The organism is Actinophytocola sp., from assembly GCF_036002505.1.
Classification (GTDB): Bacteria; Actinomycetota; Actinomycetes; order Mycobacteriales; family Pseudonocardiaceae; genus DASYTH01.
In genome coordinates, this window is the sequence record NZ_DASYTH010000215.1 from 12,161 (window position 1) to 30,318 (window position 18,158).

Consider the following 18,158-nt stretch of genomic DNA (forward strand, 5'->3'; position numbering starts at 1 on the left):
CTATGACGTGATGATCGGGCGCGGGCTCCGCGGCGAGCTGGTCGAGGCCGCCCGCGGGTCGTCCATGATCGCGATCATCCATCCGCCGACGCTGGCCGGCTCCGCCGAGAAGCTGCGCGACGAGCTGGTGGCCGAGGGTGTGGACGCGCACCGGATCGAGATCCCGGACGCCGAGGACGGCAAGGCGCTCGCGGTGGCCGGGTTCTGCTGGGAGGTGCTGGGCCGGATCGGGCTCGACCGCCAGGGCACGGTCGTGGCGCTGGGCGGGGGAGCGGTCACCGACCTGGGCGGGTTCGTGGCCGGCACCTGGCTCCGCGGTGTCCGGTTGATCAACGTGCCGACCACGCTCCTCGGCATGGTGGACGCCGCGATCGGCGGCAAGACCGGGATCAACACCACCGCCGGCAAGAACCTCGTCGGCGTGTTCCACGAGCCGGCCGCCGTGCTGGTCGACTTGGACACCCTCATCACGCTGCCGCACGACGAGCTGGTCTCCGGGATGGCCGAGGTGATCAAGGGCGGGTTCATCGCCGACCCGCGCATCCTGGAGCTGATCGAGGCCGACCCGGCCGCCGCGCTCGACCCGCACGGCGACGTCCTCGCCGAGCTGGTCCAGCGGAAGATCCAGGTCAAGGCCGGCGTGGTGGCCGCCGACCTCAAGGAGTCCAGCCTGCGCGAGGTTCTCAACTACGGCCACACGCTCGCCCACGCCATCGAGCGGCGCGAGCAGTTCCGGTGGCGGCACGGCGCGGCGGTCAGCGTCGGCCTGGTGTTCGCCGCCGAACTGGCCGGCAAGGCGGGGCGGCTGGACGAGGAAACCGTGCGGCGGCACCGGACCGTGCTCGAGTCGGTCGGCCTGCCCACCACCTACGCGCCCGGCGTCCTGCCCGAGCTGGTCGATGGCATGCTGAGCGACAAGAAGACCCGATCCGGCGTGCTGCGGTTCGTGGTGCTGGACGGGCTGGCCAAGCCGGGCCGGCTGGAGGGCCCCGACCCCGAGCTGCTGGCCGCCGCCTACGCCGCCATCAGCGAGGGGTGACGTCCGTGAAGGTGCTGGTGCTCAACGGTCCCAACCTCGGCCGGCTCGGCTCGCGCGAACCCACGATCTACGGCGACGACACCTACGCCGACCTCGTCGAGCTGTGCGAGTCGACCGGGCGCGAGCTGGGCATCGACGTCGAGGTGCGGCAGACCGACCACGAGGGCGAGATGCTCGGCTGGCTGCACGCGGCCGCCGACGACGGCGACGCGGTCGTGCTCAACGCCGGCGCCTGGACGCACTACTCGATCGCCGTGCGGGATTCCTGCGCCGCGCTCACCGCGCCGCTGGTCGAGGTGCACATCTCCAACGTGCACAACCGGGAGGAGTTCCGGCAGCACAGCTACATCTCCGCGGTGGCCACCGGGGTCATCGTCGGCCTGGGCATCCAGGGCTACCCGCTTGCCCTGCGCTGGCTCGCGGAGAACGCGAAAAGTTGACCACGCTGCACACCCCGCGGTTGACCCTCCGGCCGGTCGCGGAGACCGACACCGATGCCGTCGTGGCGCTGTTCGCCGACCCCGAGTTGTCCCAATACCACGAAGACGACCTGGCCGACCCGGATGAGGCCCGCACCTGGTTCGCCGGCAAGCTCGGTACACCGGACGGCCGCTGGACGTTCGTGCTCGGCGGCGAGGTGATCGGTCTCGGCCGGGTGCGCCCCTCCGGCACGCTGCCCGGCGTGCTGGAGTGCGGCTTCTACCTGGCCCGCCGGTACTGGGGCGCGGGCCTTGCCACCGAGGCGACCGCCGCCATGCTGCGCCACGCGTTCGACGCCGGCGCGCCCGCGGTGTTCGCGCTCATCCACGAGCACAACGACCGCAGCCTCGCCATGGCCGCCCGGCTCGGCTTCACCGACGTCGGCTCCGGCTTCCACTTCGGTGCCACACACCGGGTTCTGGTCGCGCTGCCGGAGATCACCGGGCGGCTGCACCACGTCGAGGTGTGGGTGCCGGACCTCGACGCCGCGGAGCACTCCTGGGGCTGGCTGCTCACCGAGCTGGGCTGGACCGAGCACCAGCGCTGGGAGCACGGCGTGAGCTGGCGGCGCGGCGGCACCTACGTCGTCTTCGAGGCCTCGCCCGCCCGCACCGGTGATCATGACCGGCTCCGGCCCGGGCTGAACCACCTCGCCGTGCACGCGGGGAGTCCCGACCGGGTCGACGAGCTGGTGAAGGCCGCCCCCGACCACGGCTGGCGGCTGCTGTTCGCCGACCGCCACCCGCACGCCGGCGGCCCCGGCCACTACGCCGCCTACCTGGAGAACCCCGACGGGTACGAGGTCGAGCTGGTGGCCGCGGAATCACCGTGACCACATGCCTCAGCTCCTTACACTGGCCCGGACATGCCATCCCCGCTTCGAATGCTCGCGACCGCGGCGCTCCTCGGTGCGCTGCTGACCGCGTGCGCCACCAGCGAAGCGTCCATCCGGCCGACCGAGACCTTCACCGCGCGCCCGCCGCACACCCCCACCTCCAGCCCGGCGCTCGAACCGGCCACGCCGCAGGCCCTCCGCCTTGATCACGGCCGGCAGAGCCCCGGCGTGATCGCCGCCGGCGGCGCGGACGCCGTCTACAACTACGCCCCCGCCGTGATGTCCGATGGCGGCCGGTACCGGATGTGGTGGTGCAGCCAGCTCGGCACCGCCGTGCCACCCGGCGACGACATCCTCTACGCCGAGTCCACCTCGCTCGACGGCGGTTTCACCGGACCCGACGGATCCCCCGGCACCTCGGTGTTCTCCGGCAGCGGCCGCGGTTTCGACGCCGTGCACACCTGCGACCCTTCGGTGGTCCGCGCCGGCGGCACCTACTACCTCTACTACGGCGGCTCCGACGGCAACCCCTCGTACGGCACCGCGATCGGCCTGGCCACCAGCCCCGACGGCCGGACCTGGACCCGGGTCGGGGACCGCCCGATCGTCGAGCCGGCCCGCGACGCTGCGCACCCCAACCTCTACGGCGCCGGCCAGCCCTCCGCGGTCTTCCTCGACGGCTGGTTCTACCTGATGTTCACCGACACCACCGGCCGGGACGTCCGCAACGCCGACGGCGCCGGCCAGTTTCTTTTACGCGCCAAGGACCCCACGTTCGCCAGCGGCGTCGAAACCATCACCCCCGGCGGCTTCCGGCCGATGCCCGACACCCGCTCCCGGTTCCGCTCGGTGGCCGCCGAGTTCAGCGCCGACCTGATGTGGGTGGACGCCCTCGACGCGTTCGCCATCGCCGCCGAAGGCCCCGATGGCACCACGATCACCTTCTGGGACAAGGACTTCCGCACCAACCCCTACCCCAAGGTGCTGATCGCCGGCCCCTGGCGCGAAGGCCCGGGCCTGGTCCGCCGCGCCGACGGCCACGCGGTGATCCCCGTCGACACCCCCTGCGACCTCGTCCCCCTCGACCTCGTCCGGGCCACCGCCGACACCGGCAGCGGCCCGACCGCCCTCCGCCACTTCGGCGCCGACCTGGTCGACGTCAACGCCTGCGCCACCCCCGAACGTGCGGTCCGCACCCTCGACGGCTACGCCATGCCCTCCCCGAGCCGCACCGTCGACCTGGTGCTCGGCGGCGGGATCGTGCGCGTCGACCGCCGCTCCGTCGCCGAGCAGATCGCTGTGCAGGTGCTCGACCGCCGCCTCCCCGTGCTCGACAAGATCCCGGTGACCGCGCGGATCACGCCCAACCTGCCGGCGATCCGCGCCCCCGGCCGCGGCCTCGGGTTGATCATCGACAACCGATTGTGGGCGGTGCCGTCGGCTACCGTCGCCGAGCGGAACTCGTCGATCATCGCCGACGTCCCCGCTCCGATCTGGGACGCCTACGAGCGCGGCCCCGACCTCGTCCCCCCGCCGCGCTGAGCGTGCCTGCCAGCCGCGTCACCCGTCGGCGGTTTGAGCCACTTTCCGGCCAGCAGCCCGACGCCGGCCGGCACGAACACCAGCAGCGCGGTGAACGCCGCCCCGCCGGTGAGCGCGGTGCCCAGCTCGCTCGCCCCGGTCTGGTCCACGAACACCGACCGCCCGATCACGCCGAGCACCGCCGCGCCCCAGCCGGCCACCAGCGCCGCGATCAGCCAGGTGATCTCCGGGCGCGGCACAGCCCGCCACCGGTCCAGCACCCCCCACACCGCGACGGCGCCGACCAGCACGCCCAGCACGATCGCCGCGATCGTGCCCTGCCCGGTCGGGTCCCGCACGGTCAACGCGGCCACGACGGTCTGGGCCGCGGCGTGCACCACCGCCAGCACGCCCCCGCGGAGCAGCCAGAATCGCATCGCTCCACTGTAGGGCGCATCTGACGGATCATCGCCGAGGGTTGACATAGCCTCGCCCCGACCAACGTGACCTCAGGGGACCGTGACGGCACCTGGCCACGGTCAACCCGACAACCGCACCATCCGCTGGAACGCAACCTCGGCCAAAAATTCCGGAGAGGCGGGCCAGCCGGACTAGCGTCGGAGTCATGCCCGAGACCCACGCCCGCCGCCGTGCGTCACTGCGCACGAGCCTGCGGGAGCTCGACCTGGACGCGCTCCTCGTCGTCGACCTCCTCAACATCCGCTACCTGACCGGATTCACCGGCTCCAACGCGGCGCTGCTGATCCACGCCGCCGACGAGCACCGGACCCTGTTCTGCACCGACGGCCGCTACCTGACCCAGTCCGCGCACGAGGTGCCCGACCTGGAACGGGTGATCGACCGGCAGAGCGCGCCGGCCCTGGCCGCCCGCGCCGGCAAGGAGGCCCGGCCCTACCGGCGCACCGGGTTCGAAAGCCAGCACGTCACCGTGGACGGCCTGGACGTGCTGGCCGAGGCGGCGGGGGAGCAGGTCGAGCTGGTCCGCGCGCCGGGCCGGGTCGAGGAGCTCCGGATGATCAAGGACGAGGCCGAGGTCGAGTCGATCCGGATGGCCTGCGCGGTGGCCGACCGGGCGCTCGCCGGGCTGATCGAGCACGGCGGGCTGGCCCCCGGCCGCACCGAGCGCGAGGTCGCCAGGGACCTCGACAACCGGATGCTGGACCACGGCGCGGCCGCGCCCGCGTTCGAGACGATCGTGGCCGCCGGTGCCCACTCCGCCGTCCCGCACCACGGGCCGACCGACGCCGTGCTGCACCCCGGGGACCTGGTGAAGATCGACTTCGGCGCGCTGGTCGACGGCTACCACTCGGACATGACCCGCACCCTCGTGCTCGGCCCACCCGCCGACTGGCAGCGTGAGCTCTACGAGCTGGTGGCCGGGGCGCAGGCGGCCGGCCGGGCGGCGCTGCGGCCGGGCACCGGCACCCGCGAGATCGACGCCGCGGCCCGGTCCGTGATCGAGGACGCCGGGCGGGGCGAGGAGTTCCTGCACGGCCTCGGCCACGGCGTCGGGCTGGAGATCCACGAGGCGCCGATGTTCAGCAAGGCGAGTGACGGTAGGATCGCGGCCGGCATGGCGGTCACCGTCGAGCCGGGCGTCTACCTGTCCGGGCGGGGCGGTGTCCGCATCGAGGACACGCTTGTCGTCCGGGACGGCGATCCCGAGCTTCTGACGCTGACCACCAAGCAGTTTCTTGCCGTGTAAGGCTGTTGTCGAGTAGGAGAGAACTTTCCGTGGCCACCACCAACGACCTGAAGAACGGCCTCGTGCTGAACATCGAGGGCCAGCTCTGGACGGTTGTCGAGTTCCAGCACGTCAAGCCCGGCAAGGGCCCGGCGTTCGTGCGCACCAAGCTCAAGCACGTGCTGACCGGCAAGGTCGTGGACAAGACGTTCAACGCCGGCATCAAGGTGGAGACCGCCACCGTCGACAAGCGCGACATGACCTACCTCTACTCCGACGGCACTGAGTTCGTGTTCATGGACGGCGACACCTACGAGCAGATCCACATCTCCGCCGACACCGTCGGCGACGCCGCCAAGTTCCTCCTGGAGAACCAGACCGCCATGGTCGCCACCCACGAAGGCGCTCCCCTCTTCGTCGAGCTCCCCACCTCCGTCGAGCTCGTCATCAAGCACACCGACCCGGGCCTGCAGGGCGACCGCTCCACCGGCGGCACCAAACCCGCCACCCTCGAAACGGGCGCCGAGATCCAGGTCCCGCTGTTCCTCTCCACCGGCGAAAAGGTCAAGGTCGACACCCGCGACGGCCGCTACCTCGGCCGCGTGAGCTCGTGACAACCGGCGGAGCCCGCAGCAAAGCCCGCAAACGCGCCATCGATCTCCTCTACGCCGCCGCCCTCCGCAACGAGGACGCCCGGGTGTTGCTGGCCGAACGCACCTCCGGCCCCGACGCGGTGTTGGTCAACGACTACACGGTGACCCTCGTCGAGGGCGTCACGGAGCACCGCGACCGCATCGACGAGCTCCTCGCCGAACACTCCGAAGGCTGGACCCTGCCCCGCATGCCCCCGGTGGATTTGGCCGTCCTCCGCCTCGGCCTCTACGAGCTCCTCTGGGTCTCCGACGTCCCCGACCCCGTCGCCATCGACGAAGCCGTCGCCCTCGCCAAATCCCTCTCCACCGACGACTCCCCCCGCTTCGTCAACGGTGTCCTCGGCCGCATCGCCACCATCGCCGACCGCCTCCGCGCCACCCTCTGACCGTTACCCTGGCTCTGTGCCAGGCATCGAGGACACGGTCGCACGGCTGGACCTCCTGTTGGAGCCGATCGCCAAGCGGCCGGTCGACCTCAGTGATCCCAACTGGATGGCCAAGCTCGAGCGGTCGGACCCGCTGGACGAGGCCGGAATCAAGGCGGAAGCCGAAGCTGCGCTGCGCGCACTACTCGCCAGCTACGCCGAGGGCGACGAGGCCACGCGCGCGACCATTCGGAGCCTGTTCGACCGCTACACCTCGTTCCGCTGGGCCGTGCACCTGTCGCGCGAACCGACGCCCGAGGGTTTCAGGTCCCGGCTGCTGCACCTGTCCGCGCGGGATCAGGGTGCCGATCCCCGAGACGAGCTGCTGACCCTGGACGATCTGTGCGCGCAGGCCCGCGACGCCGGGGTCGACATCAAGCCGATCCTGCTGGAGGTGGCCGAGCTCTCCAGCGCCGTGGACCGCTACGGATTCGGGTCGGTCCGGGATTTTCTGCTTTCCCGGGCACGCTAGCTGGCCACCCCGGCCCCCAACGCAAATGCTCGGTGATGGGTGTCGCTCCTTTGGAGGGAGTGGTCGATCTCGGCTCGGTGTAGTGAGGCTGGTGTGACCAAAGGGATCAGTGGGATCAATGAGGCGGCGGGTAATGTCCCTTCAGGACACCAACGGCTACGCGCCCCATCCTGCCAACCGCCAGATTGCCCGGCACCCCACTGTGGCACTTCGAAACGCCTTAGGACCTGACCGCGGTGGCGAGTGCCGTCCGGAGCTGTGCGACCTCCCGGTACAGCCGCGCCGTCATGCCGATTTCCGTTGCGGCGTCGACGTTCGCGGGCGTGTCGTCGACGAACAGGCACTCCTGTGCGGGCACGCCGACGTGCTTGGCGGCGGCGAGGAGGATCGCGGGATCGGGTTTGGCCACGCCGAAGCGGGCGGAGTTGATCACCGAGAACCCGCTGACGCCCTGGACCTCGAGGTCGCGCTCGAGGCGGATCGTGGCGTTGGACACCAGTGCCACCGGCACGACCGCGGCCGCTTGGGTGAGAAGGGCGAGGACCTCCCGGTCGACCCGGGGGACCAGCGCGGACCAGGCTTCGACCGCGGCCGCCGCTGTGCGACTCGCCGCGGCGAGGTCGGCGGCCACGGCGGCGCGCCACTGCTCGTCGGTGATCGCCCCGGTGATGGCCGGCAACAGGCGTTCAGCTGAGAAAGCGGCGGCCGCGATCGAACCGAGCGGGAGCCCGTGATCCCGTTCGAGCCGGTCGACCGGCGGCCAGATCCGCAGGACGCCGTCGATGTCGCAGAGGAGGGCCCGGATGCCTGGGGTGCCGTGGTGTCCAGGCATCCGGGTGCCGGGCCCGGTCAGTCCTCTTTGGACGGACGGGCTTCGGGCGGGAGCACGCCCCAGTCGATGAGCTGCTCGGTGAGCTCGCCCGGGGTCATATCGTAGATGATCGCGAGCGAGCGCAGGTCCTCGGTGCGGATGGAGAGGACCTTGCCGTTGTAGTCGCCGCGCTGGCTTTGGATGGTGGCGGCGTAGCGCGCCAGGGGTCCTACCTTCTCGGCGGGGAGCTGCTGCAGCCGCTCCAGGTTGATAACGATCTTGGTCGCTGGTTCGGCCCCGGACGGTACCCGGCCCTCGGGCAGCAGCTCCATCACCGGGACGCCGTAGAAGTCGGCCAACTCGGCCAGCTTCTGCACCGTCACAGCGCGATCGCCGCGCTCGTAGGAGCCGACGACGACGGCCTTCCACCGGCCGCCGGACTTCTGCTCGACTCCGTGTAGGGATAGGCCCTGCTGCTGGCGGATGCCGCGGAGCTTGCCTCCCAGCGCCTTGGCGTAGTCGCCCATGTGGCGATTCTCCATTCGTTCGCCCCGTCGGCCGGCTTGTGGGACTGCCGCGGGTTAGCCTCAGATCAACACGCAGGGTAATCGTTACTCAGAGTTGTCACCAGGTCAAGCCGATCCCGTCGATCACAGGTAACAAATCCATGCTTACCACCCGGTCGGTGGAGGCATCGTGCCTGCTAAGGTGCGTTGGACCCCTGGCAAGGGGAGTAACGACATCCTTTAACGACCCGTCCCGTGAGGCGGGGAAGGAGGTCACGCCGTGGCGCCGCGCAATCGTGGCGCGACGGACCCGGCCGGGCAGCGTGAGCTGCTCGCCGCCGGCGATGTCGCGCGCACCATCGCCCGAATGGCCCACCAGGTCATCGAGAAGACCACGATCAGTGCCGCCGTTGCGCCGAACGTGGTGCTGCTCGGCATCCCCACCCGGGGAGCGCCCCTGGCCACCCGCCTGGCCGCCCGCATCGCCGAGTTCAGCGGCGTCACCGTGCCCACCGGTGTGCTCGACATCACGCTCTACCGCGACGACCTGCGGCGCCGCCCGGCCCGCCCGCTGGAAGCCACGGCATTGCCCGACGTCGGCGTGGACGACCGCCTGGTCGTCCTGGTCGACGACGTGTTGTTCTCCGGCCGCACGGTCCGCGCCGCCCTGGACGCGCTCCGGGACGCCGGCCGCCCGCGCGCCGTCCAGCTCGCCGCGCTGATCGACCGCGGCCACCGCGAGCTGCCCATCCGCGCGGACTACGTCGGCAAGAACGTGCCCACCGCCCGGGACGAGGAGATCGCCGTCCTGCTCGAGGAGATCGACGGCCGCGACGCCGTTCTGCTGCGGAAGGTGGTTTCGGCATGAGGCATTTACTTGCCACCGAGGGGCTGGACGCCGAGACCGCGACCGCCGTGCTGGACACCGCGGACAACCTCAAACGCACGCTGCTCGGCCGGGAGGTGCGCAAGCTCCCCACGCTGCGCGGCCGCACCGTGGTGACCATGTTCTACGAGAGCTCGACGCGCACCCGGGTCTCCTTCGAGATCGCCGGCAAGTGGATGAGCGCGGACGTGGTGAACGTCTCGGCCAGCGGCTCCTCGGTCGGCAAGGGCGAGTCGCTCCGGGACACCGCGCTCACCCTGTCCGCCGCCGGCGCCGACTGCGTGATCATCCGGCACCCGTCCTCCGGGTCGGCGCAGCGGCTGGCCACCTGGCTCGCCGGCACCCCGACGTCGGTGATCAACGCGGGCGACGGCATGCACGAGCACCCCACCCAGGCGCTGCTGGACGCGGCGACGATCCGGGAGCGGCTCGGCGGGCTGGCCGACCGGCGGGTCGGCATCGTCGGCGACGTGCTGCACAGCCGGGTGGCCCGGTCCAACCTGCACCTGCTGCGCACCCTCGGCGCCGACGTGGTGCTGGTGGCCCCGCCGACGCTGGTGCCGGACGGGCTGCGGCGCTGGCTGGACGAGGCGAAGGTGCCGGTCAGCCACGACCTGGACGCCGAGCTTCCCGGCCTGGACGCGGTGATGACGCTCCGCGTGCAGGCCGAGCGCATGCACGGCGGCTTCTTCCCGTCCGCCCGCGAGTACTCGATCGCCTACGGCCTCAACGAGAAGCGGCTGCGGATGCTGCCGGAGCACGCAGTGGTGCTGCACCCCGGACCGATGCTGCGCGGCATGGAGATCTCCTCCACGGTGGCCGACTCGACCCGCGCGGCGATCACCCAGCAGGTGGCCAACGGGGTGCACGTCCGGATGGCCGTCCTCTACCACCTGCTCGAGCACAAGGAGGAGATGCCATGAATGCCACATTCCAGGCACTCAACGACCCAAATGTGGCATTCAAGGCACTCCACCTCCGCGGAATCCGCCCCTACGGCGAAGGTCCACCCGTCGACCTCCTCATCCGCGGCGGCCGAATCACCGCCCTCGGGTCCGATGTGGACGGTGACGGCGCCGAGGTCATCGACGCCGGAGGACTGGTGGCGCTGCCGGGTTTCGTGGACCTGCACACGCACCTCCGCGAGCCCGGCCGGGAGGACGCGGAGACCATCGAGACCGGCTCGGCGGCCGCGGCGCTCGGCGGCTACACCGCCGTGTTCGCCATGGCCAACACCGACCCGGTGGCGGACAACGCGGTCGTCGTCGAGCACGTGTGGCGCCGCGGCCGCGAGGTCGGCCTGGTCGACGTGCACCCGGTCGGCGCGGTCACCGTGGGCCTGCGCGGCGAGCAGCTCGCCGAGCTCGGCACGATGGCCCGCTCGGCGGCCCAGGTCCGGATGTTCTCCGACGACGGTTTCTGCGTGGCCGACCCGCTGATCATGCGCCGGGCCCTGGAATATTCCACCGCGCTGAACGCGGTGATCGCCCAGCACGCCGAGGAGCCCCGGCTGACCGCGGGCGCCCAGGCCCACGACGGCGAGCTGGCCGCGAGGCTCGGGCTGGCCGGCTGGCCCGCGGTGGCCGAGGAGTCCATCGTGGCCAGGGACTGCCTGCTGGCCCGGCACACCGGCGCGCGGCTGCACGTCTGCCACGTGTCCACCGAGGGCACCGCGGACATCCTGCGCTGGGCGAAGTCCCAGGGCGCCACCGTCTCCGCCGAGGTCACCCCGCACCACCTGCTGCTCGACGACGAGCGGCTGGCCACCTACGACCCGGTGAACAAGGTCAACCCGCCGCTGCGCACCGGGGCCGACACGAAGGCGCTGCGGGCGGCGCTGGCCGAGGGCGTGGTCGACTGCGTGGCCACCGACCACGCGCCGCACGCCCCGCAGGACAAGGACTGCGAGTGGTCCGCGGCCCGGCCCGGCATGCTCGGCCTGCAGACCGCGCTCTCCGTGGTGGTCAGGACCATGGTCCACCCCGGCCTGCTGACCTGGCGCGACGTGGCCCGGGTGATGAGCGAGCGCCCCGCGGAGATCGCCGGGCTGCGCGCGCACGGCCGCCCCATCGCGGTCGGCGAGCCGGCCACGCTGACCCTGGTCGACCCGGACGCCACCTGGACCGTCCGCGGCGACGAGCTGGCCAGCATCGCGGACAACACCCCGTACGAGGGCATGGAGCTCCCCGGCCGCGTGATCCACACGCTGCTCCGCGGGACCTTGACCGTCCACAATGGAAAGGCGAGCACATGAGGACCCCGGCGGCATTGGTGCTGGAGGACGGCCGGGTGTTCCGCGGCGAGGCGTTCGGCGCGACCGGGAGCACGCTCGGCGAGGTCGTGTTCTGCACCGGGATGACCGGTTATCAGGAGACGCTGACCGATCCGTCGTACCACCGGCAGATCGTGGTGGCCACCGCCCCGCAGATCGGCAACACCGGGTGGAACGACGAGGACGGCGAGTCCAGCCGGATCTGGGTGGCCGGGTACGTGGTGCGCGACCCCGCCCGGGTGCCGTCGAACTGGCGGTCCCGCCGCACGCTCGACGAGGAGCTGCGCAACCAGGGCGTGGTGGGCCTCGCCGGGGTGGACACCCGCGCGCTCACCCGGCACATCCGCGAGCTGGGCGCCATGCGCGGCGGCGTGTTCTCCGGCCCCGAACTGTCCGATGTGGATGGTATGGTCGCCCGGGTGCTGGCCAGCCCGCCGATGGCCGGCGCCGACCTGGCCGGTGAGGTGACCACGGTGGAGCCCTATGTGGTCCCGGCGCGGAACGACGAGCGCCGTTTCCGGGTCGCCGCCCTGGACCTCGGCATCAAGTCGAACACGCCGCGGATGATGGCCGCCCGCGGCATCGAGACCCACGTGCTGCCCACATCGTCCACAATGGACGATGTGCTGGCGGTGGAGCCGGACGGCGTGTTCCTGGCCAACGGCCCGGGCGACCCGGCCACCGCCGACCACGCGGTCGCGCTGACGAAGTCCGTGCTGGCGCGGCGAATCCCGTTGTTCGGCATCTGCTTCGGCAACCAGATCCTCGGCCGCGCGCTCGGCCGGGGCACCTACAAGTTGCGCTACGGCCACCGCGGCATCAACATCCCGGTGATCGACACGGCCACCGGCCGGGTGGCGATCACCGCGCAGAACCACGGGTTCGCGCTCGAAGGCGAGCCGGGGGAGCGATTCGACACCGAGTTCGGCCCGGCCGTGCTCAGCCACTATTGCCCCAACGACGGCTGCGTGGAGGGCGTCCGCGCCTTGGACGTGCCGGCGTTCGGCGTGCAGTACCACCCCGAGGCGGCCGCCGGCCCGCACGACGCGGCCCTACTCTTCGACGAGTTCGTGAGCCTGATGAATGAGGTACGGAGATGAGTTCACCCGGAATCGTATCAACCGGAATCACCCAGCTCCGTATCCGGAACTATCGGGTGCTCCGGGACATCACTCTGGAACCCCTCACGCCTGTGACGGTGTTGCTGGGACCCAACGGTAGCGGCAAGTCGACGGTGCTCGACGCGCTCCGCTTCGTGCAGCAAGCGGTCACGCGAGGACTTGCCGAACCATGCGACGAGCGTGGCGGCATCGCCGAGATCCGCAGCCGCGCGGCAACCGGTCCTGTCGAGATCGAACTCGGTTGTGGCGTCGAGGGTGAAGAGTTCAGCTATCGGCTGGTCATCGATGAGGACGATGGCGCGCCAGTCGTAGCCGAGGAGCAGCTGTTGTTGCACCCCCCCGAGGGTGCCGAGATGGCGCCATTGCTGCGGTTTCACCAAGGTCGGGGAACGATCGACTCGGGGGACCTCCGGGACCACGGTTCCCTGATCGGCCCCGATGTTCTAGCCGTGGGTGTATTCGGACAGTTGGGCGGCTCTGCGGGTGTTGCAGGGTTCAGGCGGTTCATGTCGCAGTGCCGGTTGTCGAACCTCGACATCGGGCAAATTCGGCCCGGTTCGCGCAGCCGTGCGAGCCGTAGGGTCATCCGACTGTCGTCGAGCGGGGACAACCTCGCGAAGGTGGTCGAGCATCTTCGGGACGCTCGGAAGGACGAGTGGGCCGCGATCATCAGCTCGCTGCGGGCCTATGTTCCCGGGTTGGAGGAGGTTATCCCCGAACCGCAGGGGGATGGCCGCTACATTGTGCGGATCAAGGAACAAGGCTCCGATGAGCCGATCTTGCCCGAGAGCATCTCCGACGGGACGCTGAAGCTGCTGGGTTATCTCGTCGCGCTACGAGACCGGGCCTCGGTGTTGCTGATCGAAGAACCCGAAAACCAGGTTCATCCGCGGCTGCACTACCACCTTGCGGAGGACATCCGGATCTCCGCCGAGAGCGGTCAGGTGATCGTCGCGACACATTCGCCGCAGTTCGTGGACGCGTTGCGGCCCGAGGAAGTCTGGGTGCTGTATCGGGGCGAGGATGGTTACGCCAACGCAGCCCGGGCCGTTGATCTGCCGCGGCTTGTACCGATGGTCGAATCTGGCGGGGCGCTTGGTGACCTGTGGACAGAGGGGTACTTCCGCGTCGGAGACCCTCTGACGGAGCGACCGTGAGTGATCGTCCTCCGGTGATGCTTGAGGTACTCGTCGAGGAACGCTCGGCTGAGACCGCACTGAAGCACCTGCTTCCGCGCATCGTGCCAGGCGTTCGCTTTGAGATCATCGCGTTCGAGGGAAAGCCTGACTTGTTGCGCAGGTTGCCTGATCGGTTCCGCGCCTACTCACGCTACTGGTCCATGATCAACATGCGGATAGTCGTTCTGCTTGATCGTGATCGTGACGACTGCCTTCGGTTGAAAGCCGAACTGCAGAAAGTGGGGGTGACCGCACGACTACCGCCTCACGCGGTGCTGTTTCGCATTGTCGTTGAGGAACTCGAAGCGTGGTTTCTGGGCGACGTGCCGGTGTTGTGCCGCGCCTATCCAAAACTGCCGCCCAGCCTGGGTGTGCGAGAAGGATGCCGCGATCCAGACGCCATCTGTGGGACCTGGGAAGCCTTAGAGCGGGTGCTACGTGAGCACGGCTACCACTCCAAGGGTCTAGCCAAGTCCGTAGCGGCGCAGGACATCGCTCCGCACATGAACGTCGAAGACAACCGGTCGAGGAGCTTTCAGGTGTTCCGGGACGGGCTCCGTCGGCTGGTGAGCGAAGGTGGTGCTGATGCCTAAACGGACGGATATCGGGCACGTGCTGGTGATCGGCTCCGGGCCGATCGTGATCGGGCAGGCGTGCGAGTTCGACTACTCGGGGACGCAGGCCTGCCGGGTGCTGCGGGAGGAGGGGCTGCGGGTCACACTGGTCAACTCCAACCCGGCGACGATCATGACGGACCCGGAGTTCGCCGACGCGACCTACATCGAGCCGATCACCGTGGAGTTCGTGGAGAAGGTGATCGCCCGGGAGCGGCCGGACGCGCTGCTGGCCACGCTGGGCGGGCAGACCGCGCTGAACACCGCGGTGGCGCTGCACGATCAGGGTGTGCTGACCCGGTACGACGTGGAGCTGATCGGCGCGGACATCGAGGCCATCCAGCGCGGGGAGGACCGGCAGCGGTTCAAGGACATCGTCCGCGCGGTCGGCGCGGAGGTGCCGCGCAGTGCGGTGTGCCGGTCGATGGACGAGGTCACGGTCGCCGTCAAGGAGCTGGGTCTGCCGGTGGTCATCCGCCCGTCGTTCACCATGGGCGGCCTGGGCTCCGGCATGGCGCACACCGACGAGGAGCTGGACCGGCTGGCCGCGCAGGGCCTCGTGGAGAGCCCGGTGCACGAGGTGCTGATCGAGGAGAGCGTGCTCGGCTGGAAGGAGTTCGAGCTGGAGCTCATGCGCGACCGCAACGACAACGTGGTCGTGGTCTGCTCCATCGAGAACGTCGACCCGATGGGCGTGCACACCGGCGACTCGGTGACCGTGGCCCCGGCCATGACCCTGACCGACCGCGAGTACCAGCACATGCGCGACGTGGGCATCGCGGTGCTCCGCGAGGTCGGCGTGGACACCGGGGGGTGCAACATCCAGTTCGCCGTGCACCCGGGGACCGGGCGGCTGGTCGTGATCGAGATGAACCCGCGGGTGTCCCGGTCGAGTGCGCTGGCGTCCAAGGCCACCGGCTTCCCGATCGCCAAGATCGCGGCGAAGCTCGCCATCGGGTACACCCTCGACGAGATCCGCAACGACATCACCGGCGAGACCCCGGCGTCGTTCGAGCCGACGCTGGACTACGTGGTGGTGAAGGTGCCGCGGTTCGCCTTCGAGAAGTTCCCCGGCGCCGACCCGACGCTCACCACGACCATGAAGAGCGTCGGCGAGGCCATGTCGCTGGGCCGCAACTTCGTCGAGGCGCTGGGAAAGGCGCTGCGCTCGATGGAGACCAAGGAGGCCGGCTTCTGGACCCGGCCGGACCCGGACATCTCCCTCGAGTCCACTGTGGACGCTCTGCGCACGCCGCACGACGGGCGGCTGTACACCGTGGAGCGGGCGCTGCGGCTGGGGGCGAGCGTGGCCGAGGTGGCCGAGGCGTCCGGCATCGACCCGTGGTTCGTCGACCAGATCGCGTCGCTGGTGGAACTGCGCGCGGAGGTGATGGCCACGCCGGTGCTGGACGAGGCGGTGCTGCGCCGGGCCAAGCGCGCGGGTCTGTCCGACCGGCAGGTGGCCGCGCTGCGCCCGGAGCTGGCCGGCGAGGACGGGGTGCGCACGTTGCGGCACCGGCTGGGCGTGCGGCCGGTGTTCAAGACCGTGGACACCTGCGCGGCCGAGTTCGCCGCACTGACGCCGTACCACTACTCGGCCTACGAGCTGGACCCCGAGGGCTCGGAGTCGGAGGTGGCGCCGCAGCGGGAGCGGCCGAAGGTGCTGATCCTGGGGTCGGGTCCGAACCGGATCGGGCAGGGCATCGAGTTCGACTACTCGTGCGTGCACGCGGCGATGTCGCTGCGGGCGGCCGGCTACGAGACCGTGATGGTCAACTGCAACCCGGAGACGGTGTCCACCGACTACGACACGGCCGACCGGCTGTACTTCGAGCCGCTCACGTTCGAGGACGTGCTCGAGGTGGTGCACGCGGAGCGGCTCTCCGGGACGGTCGCGGGGGTGATCGTCCAGTTGGGCGGGCAGACGCCGCTGGGGCTGGCGCGGCGGCTGGCCGACGCGGGGGTGCCGGTGGTCGGCACCGCGCCCGAGGCGATCCACCTGGCCGAGGACCGCGGCGCGTTCGGCGAGGTGCTCACCTCGGCCGGGCTGCCGGCGCCGCGGTACGGCACCGCGACCTCGTTCGGTGCGGCCAAGCGGATCGCCGACGAGATCGGCTACCCGGTGCTGGTCCGGCCCTCGTACGTGCTGGGCGGCCGGGGCATGGAGATCGTATACGATGAGCAGTCGCTGGCCGGCTACATCAAGCGGGCCACCGAGGTCTCACCCGAGCACCCGGTGCTGGTCGACCGGTTCCTCGACGACGCCATCGAGATCGACGTCGACGCGCTGTGCGACGGCGTCGACGTCTTTCTCGGCGGCGTGATGGAGCACATCGAGGAGGCCGGCATCCACTCCGGCGACTCCTCCTGCGCGCTTCCGCCGATCACCCTCGGCCGCTCCGACCTGGACGCCATCCGCCGCTCCACCGAGGCCATCGCGCACGGCATCGGCGTGCGCGGCCTGCTCAACGTGCAGTACGCGCTCAAGGACGACGTGCTCTACGTGCTGGAGGCCAACCCCCGGGCGTCCCGCACCGTGCCGTTCGTGTCCAAGGCCACCGCCGTCCCACTGGCCAAGGCGGCCGCCCGGATCATGCTCGGCGCGACGATCGCCCAGCTGCGGGCCGAGGGCATGCTGCCCACCGCCGGCGACGGCGCCGACCTGCCGCCCGACTCCCCGATCTCGGTGAAGGAAGCCGTGCTGCCGTTCCACCGCTTCCGCACCCCCGAGGGCCACGGCGTGGACTCCCTGCTCGGCCCCGAGATGAAGTCCACCGGCGAGGTGATGGGCATCGACGCCTCCTTCGGCAAGGCGTTCGCCAAGTCCCAGGCGGCCGCGTACGGATCGCTGCCGACCGGGGGCCGGGTGTTCGTCTCCGTGGCCAACCGCGACAAGCGCGCCATGATCTTCCCGGTGAAGCGCCTGGCCGACCTCGGGTTCGAGGTGCTGGCCACCTCCGGCACCGCGGAAGTCTTACGCCGCAACGGAATCCCCGTCACCGTGGTGCGCAAGCACTTCGAGGGCGAGGAGAACATCGTCGACCTGATCCGCAGCGGAGCCGTCGACATGGTGATCAACACCCCGTACGGCAACCCCGGCCCGCGGGTCGACGGCTACGAGATCCGCACCGCCGCCGTCTCCCGCGACATCCCGTGCGTCACCACGATCCAGGGCGCGGCCGCCGCGGTGCACGGCATCGAAGCGCTGATCCGCCAGGACATCGGCGTAGAGCCGCTCCAGGCGCTCCAGGCGGCCCTGCGGGAGCAGCGATGAGACAGCACCTACGTACCTGCCAACCGCACCTAAGGGGAACGGGACGCAACTCAGCCACGGAAACCCTGCCAACCGAAAGGTTTTTGCCCAACGCCACGACAGAGGTAAATCCCGGGGAGGCGGAACAGTGAGGGCCCCGTTCGGCGCCCGGGTCACGACCGCGGTGTCCCTGCGCGGCCCGCTCTGCGTGGGCATCGACCCGCACCCCGGCCTGCTCGAGGCGTGGAGCCTGCCGGTCGACCCCGGCGGCCTCGAGCGGTTCGCCCTGACCTGTGTCGAGGCGTTCGCCGCCGACCTCGCGGTGCTCAAGCCGCAGTCGGCGTTCTTCGAGGCGCACGGCTCGCGCGGGGTGGCCGTGCTGGAGCG

Annotated in this window: 18 protein-coding genes and 1 pseudogene; 16 read left to right on the forward strand and 3 right to left on the reverse strand. The window is 70.6% G+C overall.

Annotation, left to right across the window (positions count from 1 at the left end; genetic code table 11):
• Positions 1–10: 10 nt before the first annotated feature.
• The 4 genes from aroB to VGR06_RS18330 are packed head-to-tail and all read left to right on the forward strand — an operon-like array spanning position 11 to position 3,896.
• Positions 11–1,039: a 3-dehydroquinate synthase gene (aroB, locus tag VGR06_RS18315; protein ID WP_327560317.1), complete on the forward strand. Its 1,029-nt coding sequence runs from the start codon at positions 11–13 to the stop codon at positions 1,037–1,039.
• 5 nt (positions 1,040–1,044) lie between these two features.
• Positions 1,045–1,479, forward strand: coding sequence for a type II 3-dehydroquinate dehydratase (gene aroQ, locus VGR06_RS18320; RefSeq protein WP_327560300.1), 435 nt, complete (start codon positions 1,045–1,047; stop codon positions 1,477–1,479).
• Complete coding sequence (locus tag VGR06_RS18325) at positions 1,476–2,351, forward strand: GNAT family N-acetyltransferase (protein ID WP_327560301.1); 876 nt, start codon at positions 1,476–1,478, stop codon at positions 2,349–2,351. The genes aroQ and VGR06_RS18325 overlap by 4 nt, the downstream gene beginning before the upstream one ends.
• Positions 2,352–2,384: 33 nt before the next feature.
• A complete protein-coding gene (locus VGR06_RS18330; RefSeq protein ID WP_327560302.1) occupies positions 2,385–3,896 on the forward strand; it encodes a beta-xylosidase in 1,512 nt (503 codons plus the stop codon).
• On the opposite strand, the gene VGR06_RS18335 is transcribed toward VGR06_RS18330, so the two are convergent.
• Complete coding sequence (locus VGR06_RS18335; protein ID WP_327560303.1) at positions 3,857–4,312, reverse strand: B-4DMT family transporter; 456 nt, start codon at positions 4,310–4,312, stop codon at positions 3,857–3,859. The two genes, VGR06_RS18330 and VGR06_RS18335, sit on opposite strands and share 40 nt — an antisense overlap.
• Positions 4,313–4,500: 188 nt before the next feature.
• Here VGR06_RS18335 and VGR06_RS18340 point away from each other — a divergent pair, with 188 nt between their 5' ends.
• From VGR06_RS18340 to VGR06_RS18355, 4 genes are read left to right on the forward strand one after another with little or no spacing between them, the layout of a single operon-like run.
• Complete coding sequence (locus tag VGR06_RS18340; RefSeq protein ID WP_327560304.1) at positions 4,501–5,601, forward strand: aminopeptidase P family protein; 1,101 nt, start codon at positions 4,501–4,503, stop codon at positions 5,599–5,601.
• A 29-nt stretch (positions 5,602–5,630) separates the two neighbouring features.
• On the forward strand, positions 5,631–6,194 hold the full coding sequence (gene efp / locus VGR06_RS18345) for an elongation factor P (RefSeq protein ID WP_327560305.1): 564 nt from the start codon (positions 5,631–5,633) through the stop codon (positions 6,192–6,194).
• A complete protein-coding gene (gene nusB, locus VGR06_RS18350) occupies positions 6,191–6,619 on the forward strand; it encodes a transcription antitermination factor NusB (protein WP_327560306.1) in 429 nt (142 codons plus the stop codon). Before efp ends, nusB begins: the two co-directional genes overlap by 4 nt.
• A 16-nt stretch (positions 6,620–6,635) precedes the next feature.
• Positions 6,636–7,130, forward strand: coding sequence for a hypothetical protein (locus VGR06_RS18355; RefSeq protein WP_327560307.1), 495 nt, complete (start codon positions 6,636–6,638; stop codon positions 7,128–7,130).
• A gap of 220 nt (positions 7,131–7,350) precedes the next feature.
• Here the strand turns inward: VGR06_RS18355 and VGR06_RS18360 are convergent, their stop codons facing one another.
• Positions 7,351–7,962: an HAD-IA family hydrolase gene (locus tag VGR06_RS18360; RefSeq protein WP_327560308.1), complete on the reverse strand. Its 612-nt coding sequence runs from the start codon at positions 7,960–7,962 to the stop codon at positions 7,351–7,353.
• A gap of 17 nt (positions 7,963–7,979) precedes the next feature.
• Positions 7,980–8,468: a transcriptional regulator gene (locus tag VGR06_RS18365; RefSeq protein WP_325159347.1), complete on the reverse strand. Its 489-nt coding sequence runs from the start codon at positions 8,466–8,468 to the stop codon at positions 7,980–7,982.
• Positions 8,469–8,727: 259 nt separating this feature from the next.
• Here VGR06_RS18365 and pyrR point away from each other — a divergent pair, with 259 nt between their 5' ends.
• From pyrR to VGR06_RS18405, 8 genes and pseudogenes are all read left to right on the forward strand, one after another.
• Complete coding sequence (pyrR, locus tag VGR06_RS18370; RefSeq protein ID WP_327560309.1) at positions 8,728–9,315, forward strand: bifunctional pyr operon transcriptional regulator/uracil phosphoribosyltransferase PyrR; 588 nt, start codon at positions 8,728–8,730, stop codon at positions 9,313–9,315.
• Complete coding sequence (locus VGR06_RS18375) at positions 9,312–10,256, forward strand: aspartate carbamoyltransferase catalytic subunit (RefSeq protein ID WP_327560310.1); 945 nt, start codon at positions 9,312–9,314, stop codon at positions 10,254–10,256. Before pyrR ends, VGR06_RS18375 begins: the two co-directional genes overlap by 4 nt.
• Entirely contained in the window at positions 10,253–11,587 is a 1,335-nt protein-coding gene (locus VGR06_RS18380; RefSeq protein WP_327560311.1) for a dihydroorotase, read from the forward strand. Before VGR06_RS18375 ends, VGR06_RS18380 begins: the two co-directional genes overlap by 4 nt.
• A complete protein-coding gene (gene carA / locus VGR06_RS18385; protein WP_327560312.1) occupies positions 11,584–12,705 on the forward strand; it encodes a glutamine-hydrolyzing carbamoyl-phosphate synthase small subunit in 1,122 nt (373 codons plus the stop codon). The genes VGR06_RS18380 and carA overlap by 4 nt, the downstream gene beginning before the upstream one ends.
• Positions 12,702–13,883: an AAA family ATPase gene (locus VGR06_RS18390; RefSeq protein WP_327560313.1), complete on the forward strand. Its 1,182-nt coding sequence runs from the start codon at positions 12,702–12,704 to the stop codon at positions 13,881–13,883. The genes carA and VGR06_RS18390 overlap by 4 nt, the downstream gene beginning before the upstream one ends.
• Complete coding sequence (locus VGR06_RS18395; RefSeq protein ID WP_327560314.1) at positions 13,880–14,497, forward strand: DUF4276 family protein; 618 nt, start codon at positions 13,880–13,882, stop codon at positions 14,495–14,497. Before VGR06_RS18390 ends, VGR06_RS18395 begins: the two co-directional genes overlap by 4 nt.
• The gene (carB, locus tag VGR06_RS18400; RefSeq protein ID WP_327560315.1) at positions 14,490–17,792 is read left to right on the forward strand and encodes a carbamoyl-phosphate synthase large subunit; all 3,303 of its coding nucleotides are present in this window, start codon (positions 14,490–14,492) and stop codon (positions 17,790–17,792) included. The genes VGR06_RS18395 and carB overlap by 8 nt, the downstream gene beginning before the upstream one ends.
• A 127-nt stretch (positions 17,793–17,919) precedes the next feature.
• Positions 17,920–18,158 (forward strand): annotated as a pseudogene (locus VGR06_RS18405) (orotidine 5'-phosphate decarboxylase); the annotation flags it as partial.

Coding starts and splice junctions, on each gene's coding strand:
- VGR06_RS18340 (WP_327560304.1), top strand. CDS start 4,501: ATGCCCGAGACCCACGCCCGCCGCCGTGCGTCACTGCGCACGAGCCTG.
- VGR06_RS18330 (WP_327560302.1), top strand. CDS start 2,385: ATGCCATCCCCGCTTCGAATGCTCGCGACCGCGGCGCTCCTCGGTGCG.
- VGR06_RS18375 (WP_327560310.1), top strand. CDS start 9,312: ATGAGGCATTTACTTGCCACCGAGGGGCTGGACGCCGAGACCGCGACC.
- VGR06_RS18365 (WP_325159347.1), bottom strand. CDS start 8,468: ATGGGCGACTACGCCAAGGCGCTGGGAGGCAAGCTCCGCGGCATCCGC.
- VGR06_RS18360 (WP_327560308.1), bottom strand. CDS start 7,962: ATGCCTGGACACCACGGCACCCCAGGCATCCGGGCCCTCCTCTGCGAC.
- aroB (WP_327560317.1), top strand. CDS start 11: ATGATCGGGCGCGGGCTCCGCGGCGAGCTGGTCGAGGCCGCCCGCGGG.
- carA (WP_327560312.1), top strand. CDS start 11,584: ATGAGGACCCCGGCGGCATTGGTGCTGGAGGACGGCCGGGTGTTCCGC.
- VGR06_RS18390 (WP_327560313.1), top strand. CDS start 12,702: ATGAGTTCACCCGGAATCGTATCAACCGGAATCACCCAGCTCCGTATC.
- VGR06_RS18335 (WP_327560303.1), bottom strand. CDS start 4,312: ATGCGATTCTGGCTGCTCCGCGGGGGCGTGCTGGCGGTGGTGCACGCC.
- VGR06_RS18380 (WP_327560311.1), top strand. CDS start 10,253: ATGAATGCCACATTCCAGGCACTCAACGACCCAAATGTGGCATTCAAG.
- carB (WP_327560315.1), top strand. CDS start 14,490: ATGCCTAAACGGACGGATATCGGGCACGTGCTGGTGATCGGCTCCGGG.